The sequence below is a fragment of the Tsukamurella sp. NPDC003166 genome (assembly GCF_040611135.1).
Taxonomy (GTDB): domain Bacteria; phylum Actinomycetota; class Actinomycetes; order Mycobacteriales; family Mycobacteriaceae; genus Tsukamurella.
This window is the reverse complement of record NZ_JBEXNL010000001.1, coordinates 234,868-251,432: the sequence shown is the minus strand read 5'-3', so window position 1 is coordinate 251,432 and position 16,565 is coordinate 234,868. Positions and strand designations below refer to the sequence as shown.

14 protein-coding genes are annotated in these 16,565 nt (G+C 71.3%); 6 read left to right on the top strand and 8 right to left on the bottom strand.

The features are described 5' to 3' along the window. Window positions 1-8: 8 nt before the first annotated feature. Window positions 9-674, top strand: coding sequence for a thiamine phosphate synthase (gene thiE, locus ABZX10_RS01195; protein WP_355533658.1), 666 nt, complete (start codon window positions 9-11; stop codon window positions 672-674). Here the strand turns inward: thiE and ABZX10_RS01190 are convergent. Continuing rightward, the gene (locus ABZX10_RS01190) at window positions 655-1,044 is read right to left on the bottom strand and encodes a helix-turn-helix domain-containing protein (protein ID WP_355533656.1); all 390 of its coding nucleotides are present in this window, start codon (window positions 1,042-1,044) and stop codon (window positions 655-657) included. The genes thiE and ABZX10_RS01190 overlap by 20 nt on opposite strands. A gap of 51 nt (window positions 1,045-1,095) precedes the next feature. Between ABZX10_RS01190 and ABZX10_RS01185 the strand changes: the two genes are divergently transcribed. Then, a complete protein-coding gene (locus ABZX10_RS01185; RefSeq protein ID WP_355533654.1) occupies window positions 1,096-1,503 on the top strand; it encodes a nuclear transport factor 2 family protein in 408 nt (135 codons plus the stop codon). Window positions 1,504-2,195: 692 nt separating this feature from the next. Here the strand turns inward: ABZX10_RS01185 and ABZX10_RS01180 are convergent. Continuing rightward, entirely contained in the window at window positions 2,196-2,666 is a 471-nt protein-coding gene (locus ABZX10_RS01180; protein ID WP_355533652.1) for an NUDIX domain-containing protein, read from the bottom strand. Between the two features lie 151 nt (window positions 2,667-2,817). On the opposite strand from ABZX10_RS01180, the gene ABZX10_RS01175 reads away from it, so the two are divergent. The 3 genes from ABZX10_RS01175 to ABZX10_RS01165 are packed head-to-tail and all read left to right on the top strand — an operon-like array spanning window position 2,818 to window position 7,517. After that, window positions 2,818-4,155: a hypothetical protein gene (locus ABZX10_RS01175; protein WP_355533650.1), complete on the top strand. Its 1,338-nt coding sequence runs from the start codon at window positions 2,818-2,820 to the stop codon at window positions 4,153-4,155. Beyond that, complete coding sequence (locus ABZX10_RS01170) at window positions 4,152-5,132, top strand: glutamate ABC transporter substrate-binding protein (protein ID WP_355533648.1); 981 nt, start codon at window positions 4,152-4,154, stop codon at window positions 5,130-5,132. Before ABZX10_RS01175 ends, ABZX10_RS01170 begins: the two co-directional genes overlap by 4 nt. A gap of 9 nt (window positions 5,133-5,141) precedes the next feature. Next, a complete protein-coding gene (locus tag ABZX10_RS01165) occupies window positions 5,142-7,517 on the top strand; it encodes a tetratricopeptide repeat protein (RefSeq protein ID WP_355533646.1) in 2,376 nt (791 codons plus the stop codon). A 114-nt stretch (window positions 7,518-7,631) separates the two neighbouring features. On the opposite strand, the gene ABZX10_RS01160 is transcribed toward ABZX10_RS01165, so the two are convergent. From ABZX10_RS01160 to ABZX10_RS01150, 3 genes are read right to left on the bottom strand one after another with little or no spacing between them, the layout of a single operon-like run. Next, window positions 7,632-8,489 carry an ABC transporter ATP-binding protein gene (locus ABZX10_RS01160; protein WP_355533644.1) on the bottom strand — a complete coding sequence of 286 codons (858 nt, stop codon included), beginning with the start codon at window positions 8,487-8,489 and terminating at the stop codon, window positions 7,632-7,634. Next, window positions 8,486-9,577 carry an iron chelate uptake ABC transporter family permease subunit gene (locus ABZX10_RS01155; RefSeq protein WP_355533642.1) on the bottom strand — a complete coding sequence of 364 codons (1,092 nt, stop codon included), beginning with the start codon at window positions 9,575-9,577 and terminating at the stop codon, window positions 8,486-8,488. Before ABZX10_RS01155 ends, ABZX10_RS01160 begins: the two co-directional genes overlap by 4 nt. After that, window positions 9,574-10,677, bottom strand: a complete 1,104-nt coding sequence (locus ABZX10_RS01150) for an iron ABC transporter permease (RefSeq protein WP_355533640.1) — start codon at window positions 10,675-10,677, stop codon at window positions 9,574-9,576. The genes ABZX10_RS01155 and ABZX10_RS01150 overlap by 4 nt, the downstream gene beginning before the upstream one ends. A 43-nt stretch (window positions 10,678-10,720) precedes the next feature. Here ABZX10_RS01150 and ABZX10_RS01145 point away from each other — a divergent pair, with 43 nt between their 5' ends. Beyond that, window positions 10,721-11,647: an ABC transporter substrate-binding protein gene (locus ABZX10_RS01145; RefSeq protein ID WP_355533638.1), complete on the top strand. Its 927-nt coding sequence runs from the start codon at window positions 10,721-10,723 to the stop codon at window positions 11,645-11,647. 27 nt (window positions 11,648-11,674) lie between these two features. Here ABZX10_RS01145 and ABZX10_RS01140 read toward each other — a convergent pair whose 3' ends face one another. From ABZX10_RS01140 to pta, 3 genes are read right to left on the bottom strand one after another with little or no spacing between them, the layout of a single operon-like run. Further along, window positions 11,675-13,237, bottom strand: coding sequence for an adenylate/guanylate cyclase domain-containing protein (locus tag ABZX10_RS01140; RefSeq protein ID WP_355533636.1), 1,563 nt, complete (start codon window positions 13,235-13,237; stop codon window positions 11,675-11,677). Continuing rightward, window positions 13,237-14,394: an acetate kinase gene (locus tag ABZX10_RS01135; protein WP_355533634.1), complete on the bottom strand. Its 1,158-nt coding sequence runs from the start codon at window positions 14,392-14,394 to the stop codon at window positions 13,237-13,239. Before ABZX10_RS01135 ends, ABZX10_RS01140 begins: the two co-directional genes overlap by 1 nt. Continuing rightward, window positions 14,391-16,541, bottom strand: a complete 2,151-nt coding sequence (gene pta / locus ABZX10_RS01130) for a phosphate acetyltransferase (protein WP_355533632.1) — start codon at window positions 16,539-16,541, stop codon at window positions 14,391-14,393. Before pta ends, ABZX10_RS01135 begins: the two co-directional genes overlap by 4 nt. Between the last annotated feature and the right edge of the window lie 24 nt (window positions 16,542-16,565).

Genomic DNA, 16,565 nt, shown 5'->3' with positions numbered 1-16,565 from the left:
GTTGGGGCATGGTCTCCCCACGCGAGCGGCTCGCCTCCTCCTCCCTGTACCTGTGCACCGACGCACGTCGCGAGCGCGGGGACCTGGCGGAGTTCGTAGCGGCGGCTCTGCGCGGCGGAGTGGACATCGTGCAACTGCGCGACAAGGGCTCGGCGGGCGAGCGCGAGTTCGGAGCGCTCGAGGCGGCGCAGGAGATCGACATCGTGGCGCAGCTGCGGGAGATCGCCCACGAGCACGGCGCGCTGGTCGCGGTGAACGACCGTGCCGATGTCGCGCTCGGCGCCTGCGCGGACGTGCTGCACCTGGGTCAGGACGACCTGCCGGTTCCCCTCGCGCGCGCGATCGTGGGGCCGGACGTCGTCATCGGCCGCTCCACGCACGACGCCGCGCAGGCCCGGGCCGCGGCGGCCGAGGACGGCGTCGACTACTTCTGCACCGGCCCGTGCTGGCCCACGCCCACCAAGCCGGGCCGCTTCGCGCCGGGCCTGCCCCTGGTCCGCGAGACCGCGGCCGCCGGGCCCGCGCGGAAGTGGTTCGCCATCGGCGGCATAGACCTCGATCGCGTCCCGGAGATCACGGCCGCGGGCGCGAACGCGATCGTCGTCGTGCGCGCCATCACCGCCGCAGCGGACCCCGAGGCCGCCGCCCGCGCCCTCAAGGTCGCTGTGAGCTGACGGCGTCACCGCCACCGCCTCGAAGACTCTGAAGTCGCGTTCCGGTCCGGTAGAGCTCGATCAGGAGGGGCCGCAGCTCCCTGCCCGCGTCGATGAGCGAGTAGGCCACGCGATTCGGGTATCCGCGGTGCACGACCCGGTCGACGACACCGCGGTCGACCAGAGTGGCCAGGCGATCGGCGAGGACTTTGTCGGACAACTCGGGCAACGTGTCCTTCAGACCACCGAAGGTGAGCTCGGCCCGGCTCAGTTCCCGGAGGAGAAGCGTCGTCCACTTCCCCGCGATCGCCGCGAGCGCCGTCTCTACCGGGCAATCCGCTGAGGGGGCGGTGTGATTCCCCGCCCCGTCCGGAACGAGGTCGTCGACCACCTACGGACTCACCGTTTGGTGAGCCACGGAAATGGCTGCCAGCGTGGGCTCATGGATCACACCGCCCACGCTATCGAGTCGGCCACCGAGCCGCACCTGCATCCGTCCGTGTTCGCCGCGGCCTTCAACTCCGGCGATCCGGCGGCGTTGGAGCGGGCGTACGAGCCCGATGCGGTTCTCGTCACGCGCGAGGGCACTGCTGTCACCGGAGCCGAACGGCGGTCAGCGAACACTGCGCTGCAGTCACTGGGAGTACCGATCAGCATCACAGTGCAGCAGGTGTACCGGTTCGACGATTCGATCGTGCTGCTGATCGTCGACTGGGAGATCGTTGGACGAACCGCTTCGGGAGACCACGTCGACATCCGTGGCACGGCGACCGATGTGGCCCGACGCGGACAGGACGGGAGGTGGAGGTACGTCATCGACAACCCGTTCGGCGTGGCCCGACCACGGTGATGCCCCGTCGCCCTCGTCCGTGCGGCGGCGAGCTCGGTAGGCCGGCCACTCGCTCCGCGGGGACCGAACACTGCGCGGGGGACGACGCCCCCCACACGGCCCGCCGCGGGGGAATCGGCTTTCGGCGTGGGACAGTCGGCGTTCAGCCGGGAACCGAACGCCGAGCGGGGGACAACCCACACCACACGACCCGCCGCGGGGGAATCGGCTTCCAGTGTGGGACAGTCGGCGTTCAGCCGGGGACCGAACGCCGAGCGGGGGACAACCGAGCCCCTATCGAACGAACGGCGCTCGGTGTGGGACGGAACGCCGGAGCGGGGACTCGGCGCAGCGCGGGGGACGAACATCAGTCTCCGGCATCAGACGTCCGCCGCAGGCTCTTCGGCTGCGCGAGGACAGGCCGTCGAGTCGGCCACCGACGGGATGCGCCGTCTTTCGAAGCGTTCTGCGACGGGATCGGCGGCGGATTCATCGCAGAACGCTTCGAAAGATGTTGAGCGGCGACGCCACGCCGGCGCGCACCGGGCAAGGTTCGACAGCCACCGCCTCACACCCGCCGTCTCAGCAGCAACGGTATACGTGCGCTGCATAACTCTCCGAAGAAACAGGCCACTGACCTGCGCAAACATGGGTATACAGCCCGCGTATGACTGCACGCAAAGACACTCCACGCCGACGGAGGAGGCGTAACGCTACTCCGCCGCGAGGGCGCGGACCCGGATCTGTAATTCCGGCCAGGCGGTGGCGAAGGCCGGATGCAGTGTGCGGTCGGTGACGGAGTCCAACGCGACCCACTCGAGCGCGGTGGACTCCTCGTTCGGCACGAGCTCGCGCGGCTCGACGAGGCGCGCCAGCACCGTCGTATAGGTCCACCCGACGGCGGAACGGGCGGTGACCACCTCGGACAGCACCTCCAGCGAGGTGGGCGGCAGGCCCGTCTCCTCGAAGGCCTCGCGGAGTGCGGCATCGGCGGCGGACTCGTGCGAGTCGCGCGCGCCGCCGGGCAGCGCCCACGTGCCGCCCTGATGGCTCCACCACGCCCGGTGCTGCAGTAACACGCTGCTCTCGTCGGGCGACAGAGCCAACAGACCCGCCGCGCCGAACCGGCCCCAGAACCGGGAACCGTCCGGGTCGCGCACCCATCCGTTCCCGTCACCCAACATGCACCCACCGTAGCCGACGAACCACGGACTCGGGCGAGGACAAAGCGCGTCATGCGCGCCGATGCGGTGGGCTCGCGCGATAGGGTCGATGCACAGTGTCCGTAGTGGCCCGACCCCGGCCGGAGGGTGAACTTCAGGGAAGGAGCAGACGGTGACAGCCCAGGCGTCGAAGAGCCGACAACTGTCGTCCCTGCGCCTCCGATCCTTCCCCGAGTCATCGGTTTTCGGCGAACTCCGCGAGTTCTTCACCTCCAGCCCCGGCAAGCTCGTGTCCATGACCCTGGTGCTCATCACCATGTGCCTGTTCACCGGCTGGTTCACCTCTGCCGTGCAACTCTCGCGCACCGAGGTGCTGCAACAGAACCTCGCCGATTACGAGCCGCGCGCCCACGCCGCGCAGGTGCTCTACAGCTCGCTGTCCGCGGCGAACGAGTCCGCGAACGCGGCCTTCGTAGCGGGAGGCCTCCCGTCCGACGAGATCCAGAGCAGCTACAGCCTCGCCGTCGCGACCGCCGGCAAGGCGCTCATCACCTCCGCCACCAGCCTGCCGCCCGAGGACGGGCGCGCGCACGGCAACCTCGACACCATCGCGATGAACCTCCCCGTGTACACCGGCCTCGTCGAGACGGCCCGCACCAACAACCGGCTCGACAACTCGGTGGCGGCGGCCTACCTCGCGACCGCCTCGACGCTCATGCAGGACACGCTCCTGCCCGCCGCGGAGAGCTTCTACCGCGAGGAGACGGAGAATCTGCGCGATACGCACGCGAAGTTCGCCGCGCCCCCCTGGGCGGTATTCGGCGTGCTCGGGATCGCGCTCGTGTCGCTGCTGCTCACACACGAATATCTCGCACGCCGCACCCAGCGCCGGATCAATCGCGGGCTGGTCGTCGCCGCGGCGGCGCTCACCATCGCTCTGACCTGGGTGGCGATCGCGGGCCTCGCATCGTCGACCTACTCCTTGCGCGCCGAGCAGCGCGGCACCGCGGCGGTGGACGCGCTCTCGCAGGCCCGGACACTCACCCAGAAGGCGCGCTCCATGGAGACCATGGCGCTCGTGCAGCGCGGTGCCGGACGGGGCGTGCCGGCGAGCGCCTTCGCCGAGACCCTGCAGCAGGCGCAGTCCGAGCTCGAGTCGCTCGGTACGCCCGACGCCGAGATCTCCGCGGCGGTGGACGCCGCCCGGGCCGACGCCACCCATTGGATATCCGCGCACCAGCAGATCGCCGCGCGGGAGGCGACGGGCGATTACCTGGGCGCGACGCGCCTCGCGATCGGCTCGGACCCCGGCTCCGCGGCGGTGGCCTACCGATCGCTCGACGAGCATCTCACCGCCGCGATCGACCGGGCCCGAACCCTCTACCGCGACAACGTCAACACGGCACGCTTCGCCATCGCGTTCTCCGGCCCCAGCGCGTTCGTGCTGTGCGTACTGGCGGCGGCGGGCGTCACCGCCGGCTTCTACCCCCGCGTGAGGGAGTACCGATGATGCGCAGGCTGCTCAGTGGGATCGCCCTCGGCACGGCCGTCGCCCTCTCGACGGCGGGCTGCGTCGTATCGGCCCCCGACGCTCCGGGGGACGCGGTCACCGCGTTCTCCCAGCCGGTCCCGGGATCCGGGGCGGTCGTCCCCACCGACGCTCCGATCCCCGCCGAGGTGTCCATGTGCCCCGGCACCCTGGCACCGTCGGGCCTGCCGCCCGCCGGCCAGATGCTCCCGGGCACCACCATGGCGACCATCCACGACCGCGGCCGGCTCATCGTCGGCATCGACATCGGGTCGAACCTGCTGTCCTTCCGGGATCCGATCACGGGCGAGATCAAGGGCTTCGACGCGGACATCGCGCACCAGATCGCCGCCGCGATCTTCGGCGACCCGAACCGGATCCATTTCCGGATCCTCTCGACCGCCGAGCGCCAGAAAGCGCTGGAGGACGGCACCGTCGACATCGTGGTCAAGACCATGTCCGCGACCTGCGACCGGGCCAAGACCGTCGCCTTCTCCGCCACCTACTTCATCGCGCAGCAACGGATCCTCGCGCCGCGCGGCGCCCCGATCAACACCGTCGGCGACCTGTCCGGGCGGCGGGTGTGCGAGGTGCGCGGCACGACCTCGCTCGACCGGGTGCGGCGCCTGGTGCCCAGCGCCGCGGTGATCGCCGCGGACTCGTGGTCGGACTGTCTGGTGATGCTGCAGCAGTCGCAGGTCGACGCGATCTCAACCGACGACGCCATCCTCGCCGGGCTGGGTCAGCAGGATCCGAATCTGACGCTGACGGGGCCGTCCATGGGTCTCGAGTACTACGCCGTCGGCATCGGGAAGAACCGGCCGGACCTCGTGCGTTTCATCAATGGGGTGCTGCTGCGCATGGCCTTCGACGGCACGTGGATGCGCCTGTACAACCAGTGGTTCGCGCCCTCGCTGGGCCAGGTGTGGTCGGCGCCCGCGGCCAGGTACGAGGGGTAGGGAAGCACGATGAGCGACGAGGCCGAGGAGACGGAGCGCACGCAGGCGCAGGTCGTCGTGTTCGATGACGACGAGGGCCCCGGCACCGTCGGCGCTCCGATGGCCGGGCTGCTGGACGACGAGGACGAGGGCACCGTCGGGGCACCGATGGAGGGGTTGTTCGACACCGAGCCCCCGCCCGTCGGCACCCAGGTGACGACGGTGCCGCCCCCGGCCCCGGCGACGGCGACGGAGGCGACGCCCCGGTTCGGGAACGCACCCGTCCGGGCCGCGAGCACGACGCGGGTCGCGGCCCGCCGGCGCGTGGGCGGCGGCCTCGTCGAGATCCCGCGGATCACCGAGGTCGACCCGTCCGAGGCCATCCGCACCAACCCGATCATCGCGGAGGGAAAGCGGTACTGCTGGAACTGCCGCAAGCCCGTCGGCCGCGCGCACGACGGCGAGCCCGGCCAGCTGATCGGCACCTGCCCGCACTGCGGCGCCCGGTTCTCCTTCGAACCCGCGCTCAAGCCCGGCGACATCGTCGCCGACCAGTACGAGATCCAGGGCGCGATCGCGCACGGCGGCATGGGGTGGATCTACCTCGCGACCGACCTCAACGTGGTGGACCGGCCCGTCGTGCTCAAGGGCCTGCTCAATTCCGGCGACGCCCAGGCGCAGGCGGTCGCCGTCTCGGAGCGGCGGTTCCTCGCCGAGATGACCCACCCGTCGATCGTCAAGATCTACAACTTCGTCGAGCACCCCGACCCCGACGGTACCCAGATCGGCTACATCGTCATGGAGTACGTGCCGGGCAAGACGGTCAAGGAGATCCTGTCCGAGGCCGCCGACGGTGCCGGGGCCGGCGCCCAGGTGGAGGTCGAGCAGGCGATCGCGTACATCCTCGAGGTGCTTCCCGCCCTCGGCTACCTGCACAGCCTCGGCCTCGCCTACAACGACCTCAAACCGGACAACATCATGATCAGCGAGGAGGACGTCAAGCTCATCGACCTCGGCGCCGTCGCCCCGCTCGGCGGCTACGGCTACATCTACGGCACGCCCGGTTTCCAAGCGCCGGAGATCGCGAAGACGGGGCCGTCGATCGCCTCCGACATCTACACGGTGGGCCGTACCCTCGCGGTCCTGGTCGCCGACGTGCCGATGGAGAAGGGCCGGTACGTCGACGGTCTGCCCTCCCCCACCGAGGATCCGACCCTCGCACAGTACAACTCGCTGTACCGGCTGCTGGTGAAGGCGACGGCGGAGAACCCGGACGAGCGGTTCTCCTCGGCGGCCGAGCTCACCGATCAGCTGCTGGGTGTGCTGCGGGAGTGCCTGTCCACCAAGTCCGGTGAACCCCGGCCGGGCCTGTCCGTGGTGTTCACGCCGCAGCGCTCGACCTTCGGCGTGGAGCTGATGCTGCGCGCCGTCGACCCCGACCCCGAGGTGCACGACGACCGGCTCCGCGCCCCGGAGGTGCTGGCCGCATTGCCGATCCCGATCGCGAACCCCGCCGACCCCGCGGCGGGCGTGCTCGCGCTGACGATGCGCAGCGACCCGACACAGATCCTCGACTCGCTCGCCGAGCTGCGCGAGGCGATGGCCGGCACCGTCGAGATCGACCTGGCCGAGGCGCGCGCACACCTGGAGTTGGGCGAGGTCGACGCCGCGACCACGCTGCTCGACTCGCTGGCTGCGCGCGAGCCGCACCGCTGGCAGGTCACCTGGTACCGCGCCGAGACCGCACTCATGCAGGGCGACTACGCGGCGGCCTACGACTACTTCGAGACGGTGACCGACCAGGCGCCGGGTGAGGCCGCACCGAAGCTCGCCGCGGCGGTGGCCGCCGAGTTCTGCTACATGTCCGGCGAATCCGACCCGGAGGGCTGGCTCGACCGCGCCCGCTGCCGGTACGAGAACGTGTGGCGCACCGACCGCGGGATCATCTCCGCCGCCTTCGGCGCCGCCCGGATGCGCCGCGCCGCGGGCGATATCGCGGGCACCGTCGAGATCCTCGACCAGGTCCCGTCCACCAGCCGGCACTACCACAACGCGCTGTGCAGTTCCGTGGTCGCGCTGGTGCACGGCCGTGACCTCGCCGAGGTCACGGAGGCGCAGCTGCACGAGGCCGCGCGGCGCGTGCGCACGCTCCCCAAGTCCGAGTTCCGCCGGCTGCAGCTGCGCGCGCTGGTGCTCGGTGTCGCGCTGGGGTGGGTGCAGCACCGCAATCAGCACGGTCGGCTCGACGGCACGGGTACCCTGCTCGACCACGCCCTCACCGAGCGCGGGCTGCGCAAGGCCACGGAGAAGTCGTTGCGCGAGATCGCGGCGCTCGCCGAACGCAAGCGCCAGCGCCACGCCCTCGTCGACCTCGCGAACGCGATCCGCCCGCGCACGCTGTTCTAGCCGCTCGCTACGCTCGGCGCGCCCCTAGCGGGGCGGCCAGCTCCCCCCCTGTCCATGGACAGGGGGAATGCACGACACGCGACGGCGATGCACGCCCCGATAGGGAGGGCCCGGCTAGCTCGCCGAGTCGCCGGTGCGGCGCGCGCCGATCGGGACGATGCAGGGTCGGCCGGGGGCGACAGGGTCGTCGATCACCGTCGAGCGCAGGCCGAAGGTCTCGAGCAGCATCTCCTCGCTGATCACCTCCGCGGGCGTTCCCTGGGCGACCACGGCACCGTCGCGCATGGCGATGATGTGGTCGCTGTACCGGATGGCGAGGTTCAGGTCGTGCAGGACCATGACGACGGTCCGCCCCTGGCCACTGAGCTCGTCGACCAGGTCCAGCACGTCGAGGGCGTGCGAGAGGTCGAGGTAGGTGGTCGGCTCGTCGAGCAGCAGCAGGTCGGTGCCCTGGGCGAGGGTCATGGAGATCCAGACCCGCTGCCGCTGGCCGCCGGACAGCGAGTCGACGGGGCGGTCCGCCAGGTCGCGCACGCCGGTCTGCTCGAGCGCGGCGTCGACGACCTCGGCGTCGTCGGAGCTCCACTGCCGCAGCCAGGTCTGATGCGGGTGCCGACCACGGGCCACGAGGTCTCCGACGGTGAGCCCCTCGGGCGCCACGGGGCTCTGCGGCAGCAGGCCCATCGTCGTCGCGATCTGCTTCGACTTGAGCTTCGCGATGTCGGCACCGTCGAGCACGACGTGGCCGGACGTGGGCTTGATCAGGCGCGCGAGGGTGCGCAGCAGCGTCGACTTGCCGCACCCGTTCGGCCCGATGATCGTCGTGACCACGCCGGTCGGGATGTCGAGGTCGAGGTCGTTGAGGATGGTGGTGTGGCCGTAGCCGGAGGAGACCCCGCGGGCGCCCAGGCGCGACGGTGCCGCCGTCGCGCCGTCGAACGGCTCCTTGCGCAGCGCGTCGGTCGTGGTCACGTGGCCCCCTTGAGGTTCTGGCGGACGAGCAGGTAGACGAGGAACGGGCCGCCCACGGCGGCGGTCACGATGCCGACCGGCAGCGCGACGGAGAACAGCGTGCGGGCGACGAGGTCGGCGCAGGCCAGCAGTGCCGCGCCCATGAACGCGGACGGGATGAGCGGCGGCGTGGGCAGCCGGGTGAGGCGCATCGCGAGCTGCGGGGAGACGAAGGCGACGAAGGCGATCGGTCCGGCGGCGGAGACGCCGGCCGCCGCGAGCAGGACCGCCGCGATGAGCAGGATCGCCCGGGTCCAGCCGAGACGCACGCCCAGGCCGAGCGCCACGTCGTCCCCGAGTTGCACGGCCCGCAGCGCGAACGCCGCGCCCAGTGCCAGCACCACCGCGGGGACCGCGATCGCCAGCGCCGACCACACGTCGGTCCAGCTACGACTCTCGAGCGAGCCCACCAGCCACGCCTGGGCGCGGGCCACGTCGCGGATGTCGGCGCGCACCAGCATCCAGTCGATGAGCGCGCGCATCAGCGCGGTGATCGCGATGCCGACGAGGATGAGCCGCATGCCGTCGACCCCGCCGCGCACGGCCAGCAGGTACACGAGGGCACCGGTCGCGAGACCGCCCGCGAGCGCGACGACCGGCAGGCCGATGCCGTTGTTCAACGTCGCGGCGAGGGTGCCCGTGGAGGTCACGAGGAAGACGGCCGCCACGCCCGCGCCGGCGGTGATGCCGAGGATGTCGGGGCTGGCCAGCGCGTTGCGGGCGATCGACTGGACGATCGCCCCGGACATGCCGAGTGCCGCGCCCACGATGATCGCGACCAGGGCCCGCGGCATCCGCAGCTCCACGATGATGAAGTGCGTCATCGAGTCGCCGCGGCCGACGAGGGCCTGCAGCACCTCACCGAAGGTGAGCGGGAAGGCGCCCATCCGGATGCTGGCGCAGAACGCGACGAAGGCCACCGCCGCGATGATCGCGGTGACGATCACCGGCCAGGGTCGCCACACGAACGAGACGACGGTGCCGAACCGCAGGCCGGGCCGGATGGGCGGCTTCTGCTCGACGTCCGTCCGATCGATGGTCGCGCTCATACCCGGACCGCCTTCCGCCACCACACGAGTCCCACGAAGAAGGGCGCACCGACCATGGCCACGACGATGCCCACCTCGAGTTCGCCCGGCCGGGCCACGACCCGGCCGACGATGTCGGCCGCGAGCAGCAGCCACGCACCCATGAGCGCCGAGTACGGCAGCAGCCAGCGGTAGTCGGGGCCGGTGAAGTACCGGACCATGTGCGGCACCATGAGGCCGAGGAAGGCGATGCTGCCGCACGCCGCCGTGGCCGCGCCCACGAGGATCGTCACCGCGACCACGCCGACGGTCCGCGCTAGGCCGATGTTCAGGCCCAGCCCCTTGGCCACGTCGTCGCCCATGTTGAGGAGGTTGACGGCCGGGCCGTTGGCGAGGGCGAGGATCACGCCCAGCAGGATGGGCAGGGCGACGACGGCGATCACGTCGTAGCCGCGGCCGACGACGGCACCCGCGTTCCAGAACCGCAGCGTGTCGAGCGAGGCGTTGTCGCTGAGCGCGATGGCCGAGGTCATCGAGCTGAGGAAGACGCTCACACCGGTGCCCGCGAGCACCAGCGTCAGCGGCGAGGACACGCCCCGCCCCATGCTGGAGAGCCCGAAGACGACCGCCGCGGCGATGGCCGCTCCCGCGAACGCGAACCACACGTACTGGATCGGCGCGGTGAGTCCGCCGACGAAGGTCGCGCAGACCACGGCGAACGCGGCGCCCTGCGTGATGCCGAGGATGCCCGGGTCGGCGATGGGATTGCGGGTGTGGCCCTGGATCAGCGCGCCGGCCAGCGCCAGCGCCGCGCCGGCGATCAGCGCCAGCAGCGTGCGCGGTACGCGCAGGGTCTGGACGATGATCGCGGCCTGGTTCAGCTCGGCGTCCGCCGGGTTCGGGCCGGTCGTGTACCGATGCCACAGACCGGCCCACACGTCCGACGGTGCCAGGCTGCGCGAGCCGATCGCGAGCGACGCGATCACGGTCACCACGAGCAGCACGATCAGCGCGGCGAGGCCGATCCGCCGACGCCGGCGCCGGGCGGCGCCGGAGGTGGGCTCCGGTCGCGCGGGAGGCGTCGCCCCGGGGGCGGCCTCCTCAGTCGAGGTAGCGGTCACAGCTGTAATGATAGGCTGCCCTTCATTTCAAGGAAGGGGCGGTATGCGTCTGATCTCGGTGGTCCTCGCCATCCTGGTATCCCTCACCGTGACCGCGTGCGGGGCCTCGTCCGAACCGGGCCCCGCGAGTTCGGCACCCACCAGCCCGCAGCGCGTGGCCTCCCTCGGCCTCGGCGACGTGGACACCCTCCTGGCCCTCGGCGTGGTCCCGGTGCTGGTCGCACCGTGGGCGCAGGACGCCAAGGAGCCGGTCGGCGAGTGGGCGAAGCCGCTGCTGCAGGGGAGGAACCCGCAGATGCTGCTCGGCACCGGGACCAAGCTCGACACCAAGGCCCTCGAGACCCTGGCCGCCAGCAAGCCCGACGTGATCGTCGCGGTCAACTCCGGCTTCGATGACGCCACCTTCTCGCGGCTCGAGACGATAGCGCCCGTGGTCCGCCGGCCGGCGCAGTTCGCCGCGTGGGGCGTGCCGTGGCAGGACCAGGTCCGGGCCATCGCCTCCGGGGTCGGACGCGCCACCCAGGGCGACGCGCTGATCACCAAGACCGAGAACACCATTCGCCGCACCCAGGAGCAGCACCCGCAGTACCGCGGCAGGACCGCCGCCACGGTGCTGCCGAAGTCCGACGGCGGCTTCTACGCCTATGCCGACACCGACGGACGCGGCCAGGTGCTGACGATGCTCGGCTTCACGCTGCCCGGGACGATCTCGTCGTTGGTCCCCGCCGGGAAGTTCTACGCCGAGATCCCCGCGGAGAAGGCCTCCGTCCTCGATCTGGACGCGCTGGTCTACCTCGACTACGGCACCAAGGTCAGCGAGGACACGGCCTTCCGCGCGCTCGCGGTCAGCCGCGAGAACCGGGTGACGACCATCGACCGGACCATCGGCAACGCGATGTCGATGCCCAACCCGGTGACCATCGAGTGGGTGCTCAAGACGCTGCCGCCGAAGCTCCCCGCGTTCGCCTGATCCCGCCGCCCTCCGGGCGGGGCGCGGTCACCGTCGGGCGAGGAACATCCACGTCGGATGCGAACGGCCCCGGAGCACCTCGGTCGGGCCCTCGCGCCACCGGCGCCGCTCCGCGGGCTCGGCCGCGTCGAACGCCGAACCGGAGGCCCACGGCACCGTCGGGTCGGCTTTGGCGTAGGTCGAGAGCCGGGCGGCCTCGTTGACCGGATCGCCGATCACCGTGTACTCGAAGCGGTCCGCCGCGCCCACGTACCCGGCGACGACGGTGCCGTAGGTGACGCCGCAGCCGGCCCGCACCTCGGGCACCTCGCGGGCGAGACGCCGCATCATCGCCCGCGACGCGGACAGGGCCGCGCCGGCCGGATCCGACAGCGCGGCGGGCGCGCCGAAGATCGCCAGCACGGCGTCGCCCTCGAATTTATTCACCAGCCCGCCACGACTGTTGACCTCGGCCACGACGACGCTGCAGAAGCGGTTGAGGATGTCGACCACCTCGGTTGCGGGGCGCTCCGCGGCGAGCGCGGTCGAGCCCACGAGGTCGATGAAGATCACCGCAACGGTCTGCTCCACGCCGCCGAGCTCCGGGTCGCGCTCGATGCTCGCGCGGGCCACCTGCTCGCCCACCTGCCGGGCGTAGAGGTCACGCACCCGCTCCCGCTCCCGCAGCCCGTCCGCCATGGCGTTGAAGCCGGACTGCAGGTCACCGAGCGAGGTCCCGTCGTAGACCACGACCTCGGTGTCGTACCGCCCCTCGGACACGCGCCGCATCGCGGCGATCACGCTGCGGACCGGCGAGGACACCCGCGTCACGCCGAGCAGGTTGAGCACGACGCCCGAGAGGATGCCGCCGCCCGCGACCGCGCAGAGGCTGACGGCCATGCCGCGCACCGTCATCCCCTCCGGTCCGACGAGGGCGAACAGCGCGATCATCAGGACCCCGGCGGTCGGCAGGCCCGAGCCGAGGAACCAGAGGCCGAGCGAGCGTGCCTGCAGGGTCTGATGTTTCGGAGTCGGATGGTAGGTCCGGAGCACGATCGCCGTCACCGGCCGGAGGCTGAACTCGGCGAGCACCTTGCACACGCCGGCGGTCAGCAGGCCCACGCCGGCGAGCACGAGCACCACCTTCGGCACCAGCTGCACATCCCGTGATCCGTACATCAGCCCGAACAGCGCCGCGGCGAGGAACCAGCTGAACAGTTCGAACAGGTAGATCCGCTGCGGCAGGGCAAGGGTGCGCCGCGCCTCGCGCTCGGTCGGCGGAACGTCCAGGCCGGACCAGTGCAGGGCCCGGTGGACCGTGAACGTCGCGTAGCCGAATCCGATCAGGACGCCGGCGAGCACGTACGAGGGCACCCAGACCGCGTTGACGACGCGCAGCTCCGGCCGCAGCACCGAGGGCTCGGGCAGCCCCACCATGATGAGCATGGTCGCGTAGCCGGCGCCGACGATCGTCGCGATGGTCGTGGCTCCGCTGAGCAGCAGGACGGTGCGCAGCCGCCGTTGTCGGGCGCCCTCCGTGCGCGTGCCGAGGAGCGGCGATCCGAAGTCGCCGCCGTCGTCGGAGATCCTCGCCGGGCGCCCGAGGGGCATCAGAGCGCCGCTGCTTCGCGCGCGATCGCGAGCTCCTCGTTCGTCGGGATCACGAGCACGGCGACGGGGGCGTCGTCGGGCGAGATCCGGATGGGTTCGGAGATCCGGCCGACGTTCCGTTCGGGGTCGACGACGATGCCGAAGCCCGCCAGCCCGGCGAGTGCGTCGGCCCGGACCTGCGCGGCGTTTTCCCCGACGCCGGCCGTGAAGCTGATCGCGTCGGCCCCGCCGAGGTCGACCAGGTACGCGCCGATGTACCGCCGCAGTCGATGGATGTATACGTCGTAGGCCAGCTTCGCGTGCTCGTCGCCCTGCGCGATGAGGGCGCCCAGCGCGCGGAAGTCGTTCTCGCCGGCGATCCCCTTCAGGCCCGACCGGCGGTTGAGGAGGGCGTCGATCTCGTCGATGCCCATGCCGAGCGATCTCCCCAGGTGCAGTACGAGACCCGGGTCGATGTCGCCGGACCGGGTGCCCATGACGAGGCCCTCGAGCGGCGTGAGTCCCATCGAGGTGTCGACGGCGCGGCCCCCGCGGACGGCGGACGCCGAGGCGCCGTTGCCCAGGTGCAGCACGATCTGGTTCACCTCGGTGGTCGGCCGGCCGAGGAACGCCGCCGCCTGCTGCGAGACGTACTCGTGCGAGGTCCCGTGGAAGCCGTAGCGCCGCAACGCATGCTCCTCCGCGAGCTCGCGGTCGATCGCGTAGGTCGCGGCCGCCGCGGGCAGGTCGAAGAAGAAGGCCGTGTCGAACACGGCCACCTGCGTGACCCCCGGCAGCAGCTCCCGGGCGACCTCGATGCCCTGCGCGTTCGCCGGGTTGTGCAGCGGCGCCAGCGAACTGAGCCGGCGGATCTCCGCCAGCACGTGATCGTCGATCACCGTGGGCGAGTGGAAGCTGCGGCCGCCGTGCACCACCCGGTGTCCGACGGCGGCGAGCCCCTCCGGGCTCCCCGCACCGTCGGTCAGGTCCAGTCCGCGCGCGGCGAACTCGTCGAACACCAGGCGCAGCGCCGCCTTGTGGTCGGGCACCTCGGCCTCGCCGATCCGCTCGACGATGCCGCCATGCACCACCTCACCCGAATCCGGGTGCAGCAGCTGGTACTTCAGTGACGACGAGCCCGAGTTGAGGACCAGGACCGCTCCCGCGACCGCGCTCATGACTGCCCCTTTCCTGCGGCCGCTTCCGCCGGCGCCCCGTGCCCGTTCCGCTCCTGGGCGAAGGCCTGCGCCTGGATCGCGGTGATCGCCACGGTGTTCACGATGTCCTCGACCAGCGCCCCGCGGGAGAGGTCGTTGATCGGCGCGTTGAGGCCCTGCAGCACCGGGCCGATCGCGATGGCGCCCGCCGAGCGCTGCACCGCCTTGTAGGTGTTGTTGCCGGTGTTGAGGTCGGGGAAGACGAGCACCGTCGCCCGCCCGGCCACCGGGGAGTCGGGCATCTTCGCCGCCGCCACGCCGGGATCCACGGCGGCGTCGTACTGGATCGGACCCTCCACCAGCAGTTCCGGAGAACGCTCGCGGACCAGCGCGGTGGCGGCGCGCACCTTGTCGACATCGGCGCCCGTCCCGGATTCGCCCGTCGAGTAGGAGAGCATCGCGACCCGTGGGTCGATGCCGAACTGGGCGGCGGTCTGCGCCGACGAGATGGCGATGTCCGCCAGCTGCGTCTCCGTCGGGTCCGGGACGACGGCGCAGTCGCCGTAGGCGAGCACCTTGTCGGCCAGGCACATCAGGAAGATGGATGACACCGTCGACACGCCGGGCTTGGTCTTGATGATCTCGAACGAGGGACGGATCGTGTGGGCGGTGGTGTGCGCCGCGCCGGAGACCATGCCGTCGGCCATGCCCAGGTGCACCATCATCGTGCCGAAGTAGCTCACGTCGACCACCGCCTCGGCGGCGCGCTCGAGCGTCATGCCCTTGTGCTTGCGCAGCTCGTAGTAGGCCTGCGCGAAGGTCGCGACGAGATCGCCTGCGCGCTTGGGATCGATGACCTCGGTGTCGCCCAGGTCGACGCCGAGCTCCGCGGCGCGGGCCCGCACGCGGGACTCCTGGCCGAGGATGGTCAGGTCGGCCACCTCGCGTTGCAGGAGCCGGCCGGCCGCCCGCAGGATGCGATCGTCGCCGCCCTCCGGCAACACGATCCGCTTGCGGTCGGCGCGCGCCCGCGCGATGAGGTTGTACTCGAACATCTGCGGCGTCACCACGCCCGGGTTGGACACCTGCAGCGCCTCGAGCAGCGCCTGTGAGACGACGTACTTCTCGGTGAGCGCGATCGCGAGGTCCACTTTGCGCTCCGAGCCCGGACCGACGCGGCCGCGGGTCTTCGCGGCCAGCCGGGCCGTCTCGTACGTACCGTGCTCGACGGAGATGATCGGCACGTTGGGAGCGAGCCCGTCGACCAGCGCCGCGGTCACCGGGTGCGGCATGTACCCGCCGTTGAGGATGATCCCGGCCAGCGACGGGAACCCCGTGGCCCGGTGCGCGGTGACCATCGCGAGCAGCACCTCGGAGCGGTCACCCGCGGCGATGACGGCGACGCCCTCGGTGACCCGCTCCAGGCTGTGCTCGGCGGTCATACCGGCGACCAGGACCGACATCGCCTCGCGGGACAGCAGCTCCGGATCGCCCCACAGCAGCCTGCCGCCCATCGCCTCCATGAGCTCGCCGATGGTCGGCGCGGTGAGCACGGGCTCCTCCGGCAGCGCCCAGACGGGCAGCCCGCTGTCGGCCTTGAGCGCTTCGCAGACCGCCTCGCGCTGCTCCGGCGCGCAGCGGTTGGCGATGATCGCGGCGGTGTGCGCGTGGTTGGCCCGGATCTCGGCCATGCACTGCTCCGCGACCGAGACGACCTGCTCCGGGGTACGGTCCAGGGCCTTGACCGCCAGGAGGATCGCCGATCCGAGGTTCGCGGCGATCCGCGCGTTGAAGGACAGCTCGGTGGGCGTGGTGACATCGGTGTAGTCGGAGCCGAGGACCAACACGAAGTCGCACTTGTCGGCGACGGCGTGGAATCGGCTCACGATCTCGGCGATGGCCGCGTCCGGATCCTCGTGCACCTGCTCGTAGCCGACGCCCACGCACTCGTCGTAGTCGAGGTCGGCGGTCGCCTGCTCGATGAGCAACTCCAGGATGTAGTCGCGCTGGTCGCCGGTGGACCGCGGGATCGGCCGGAACACCCCGATCGTCCAGCCCGTCGAGGTGAGCAGGTTCATCGCGCCCAGCGCGATGGTGGACTTGCCCGTGTCGCCCTCCGGGGAGGCGATGTAGATGCTGGTCGTCTTCGGTGCTCGATCCGCGGCCATGACCTTCACTCTTCCAGCCGCGGG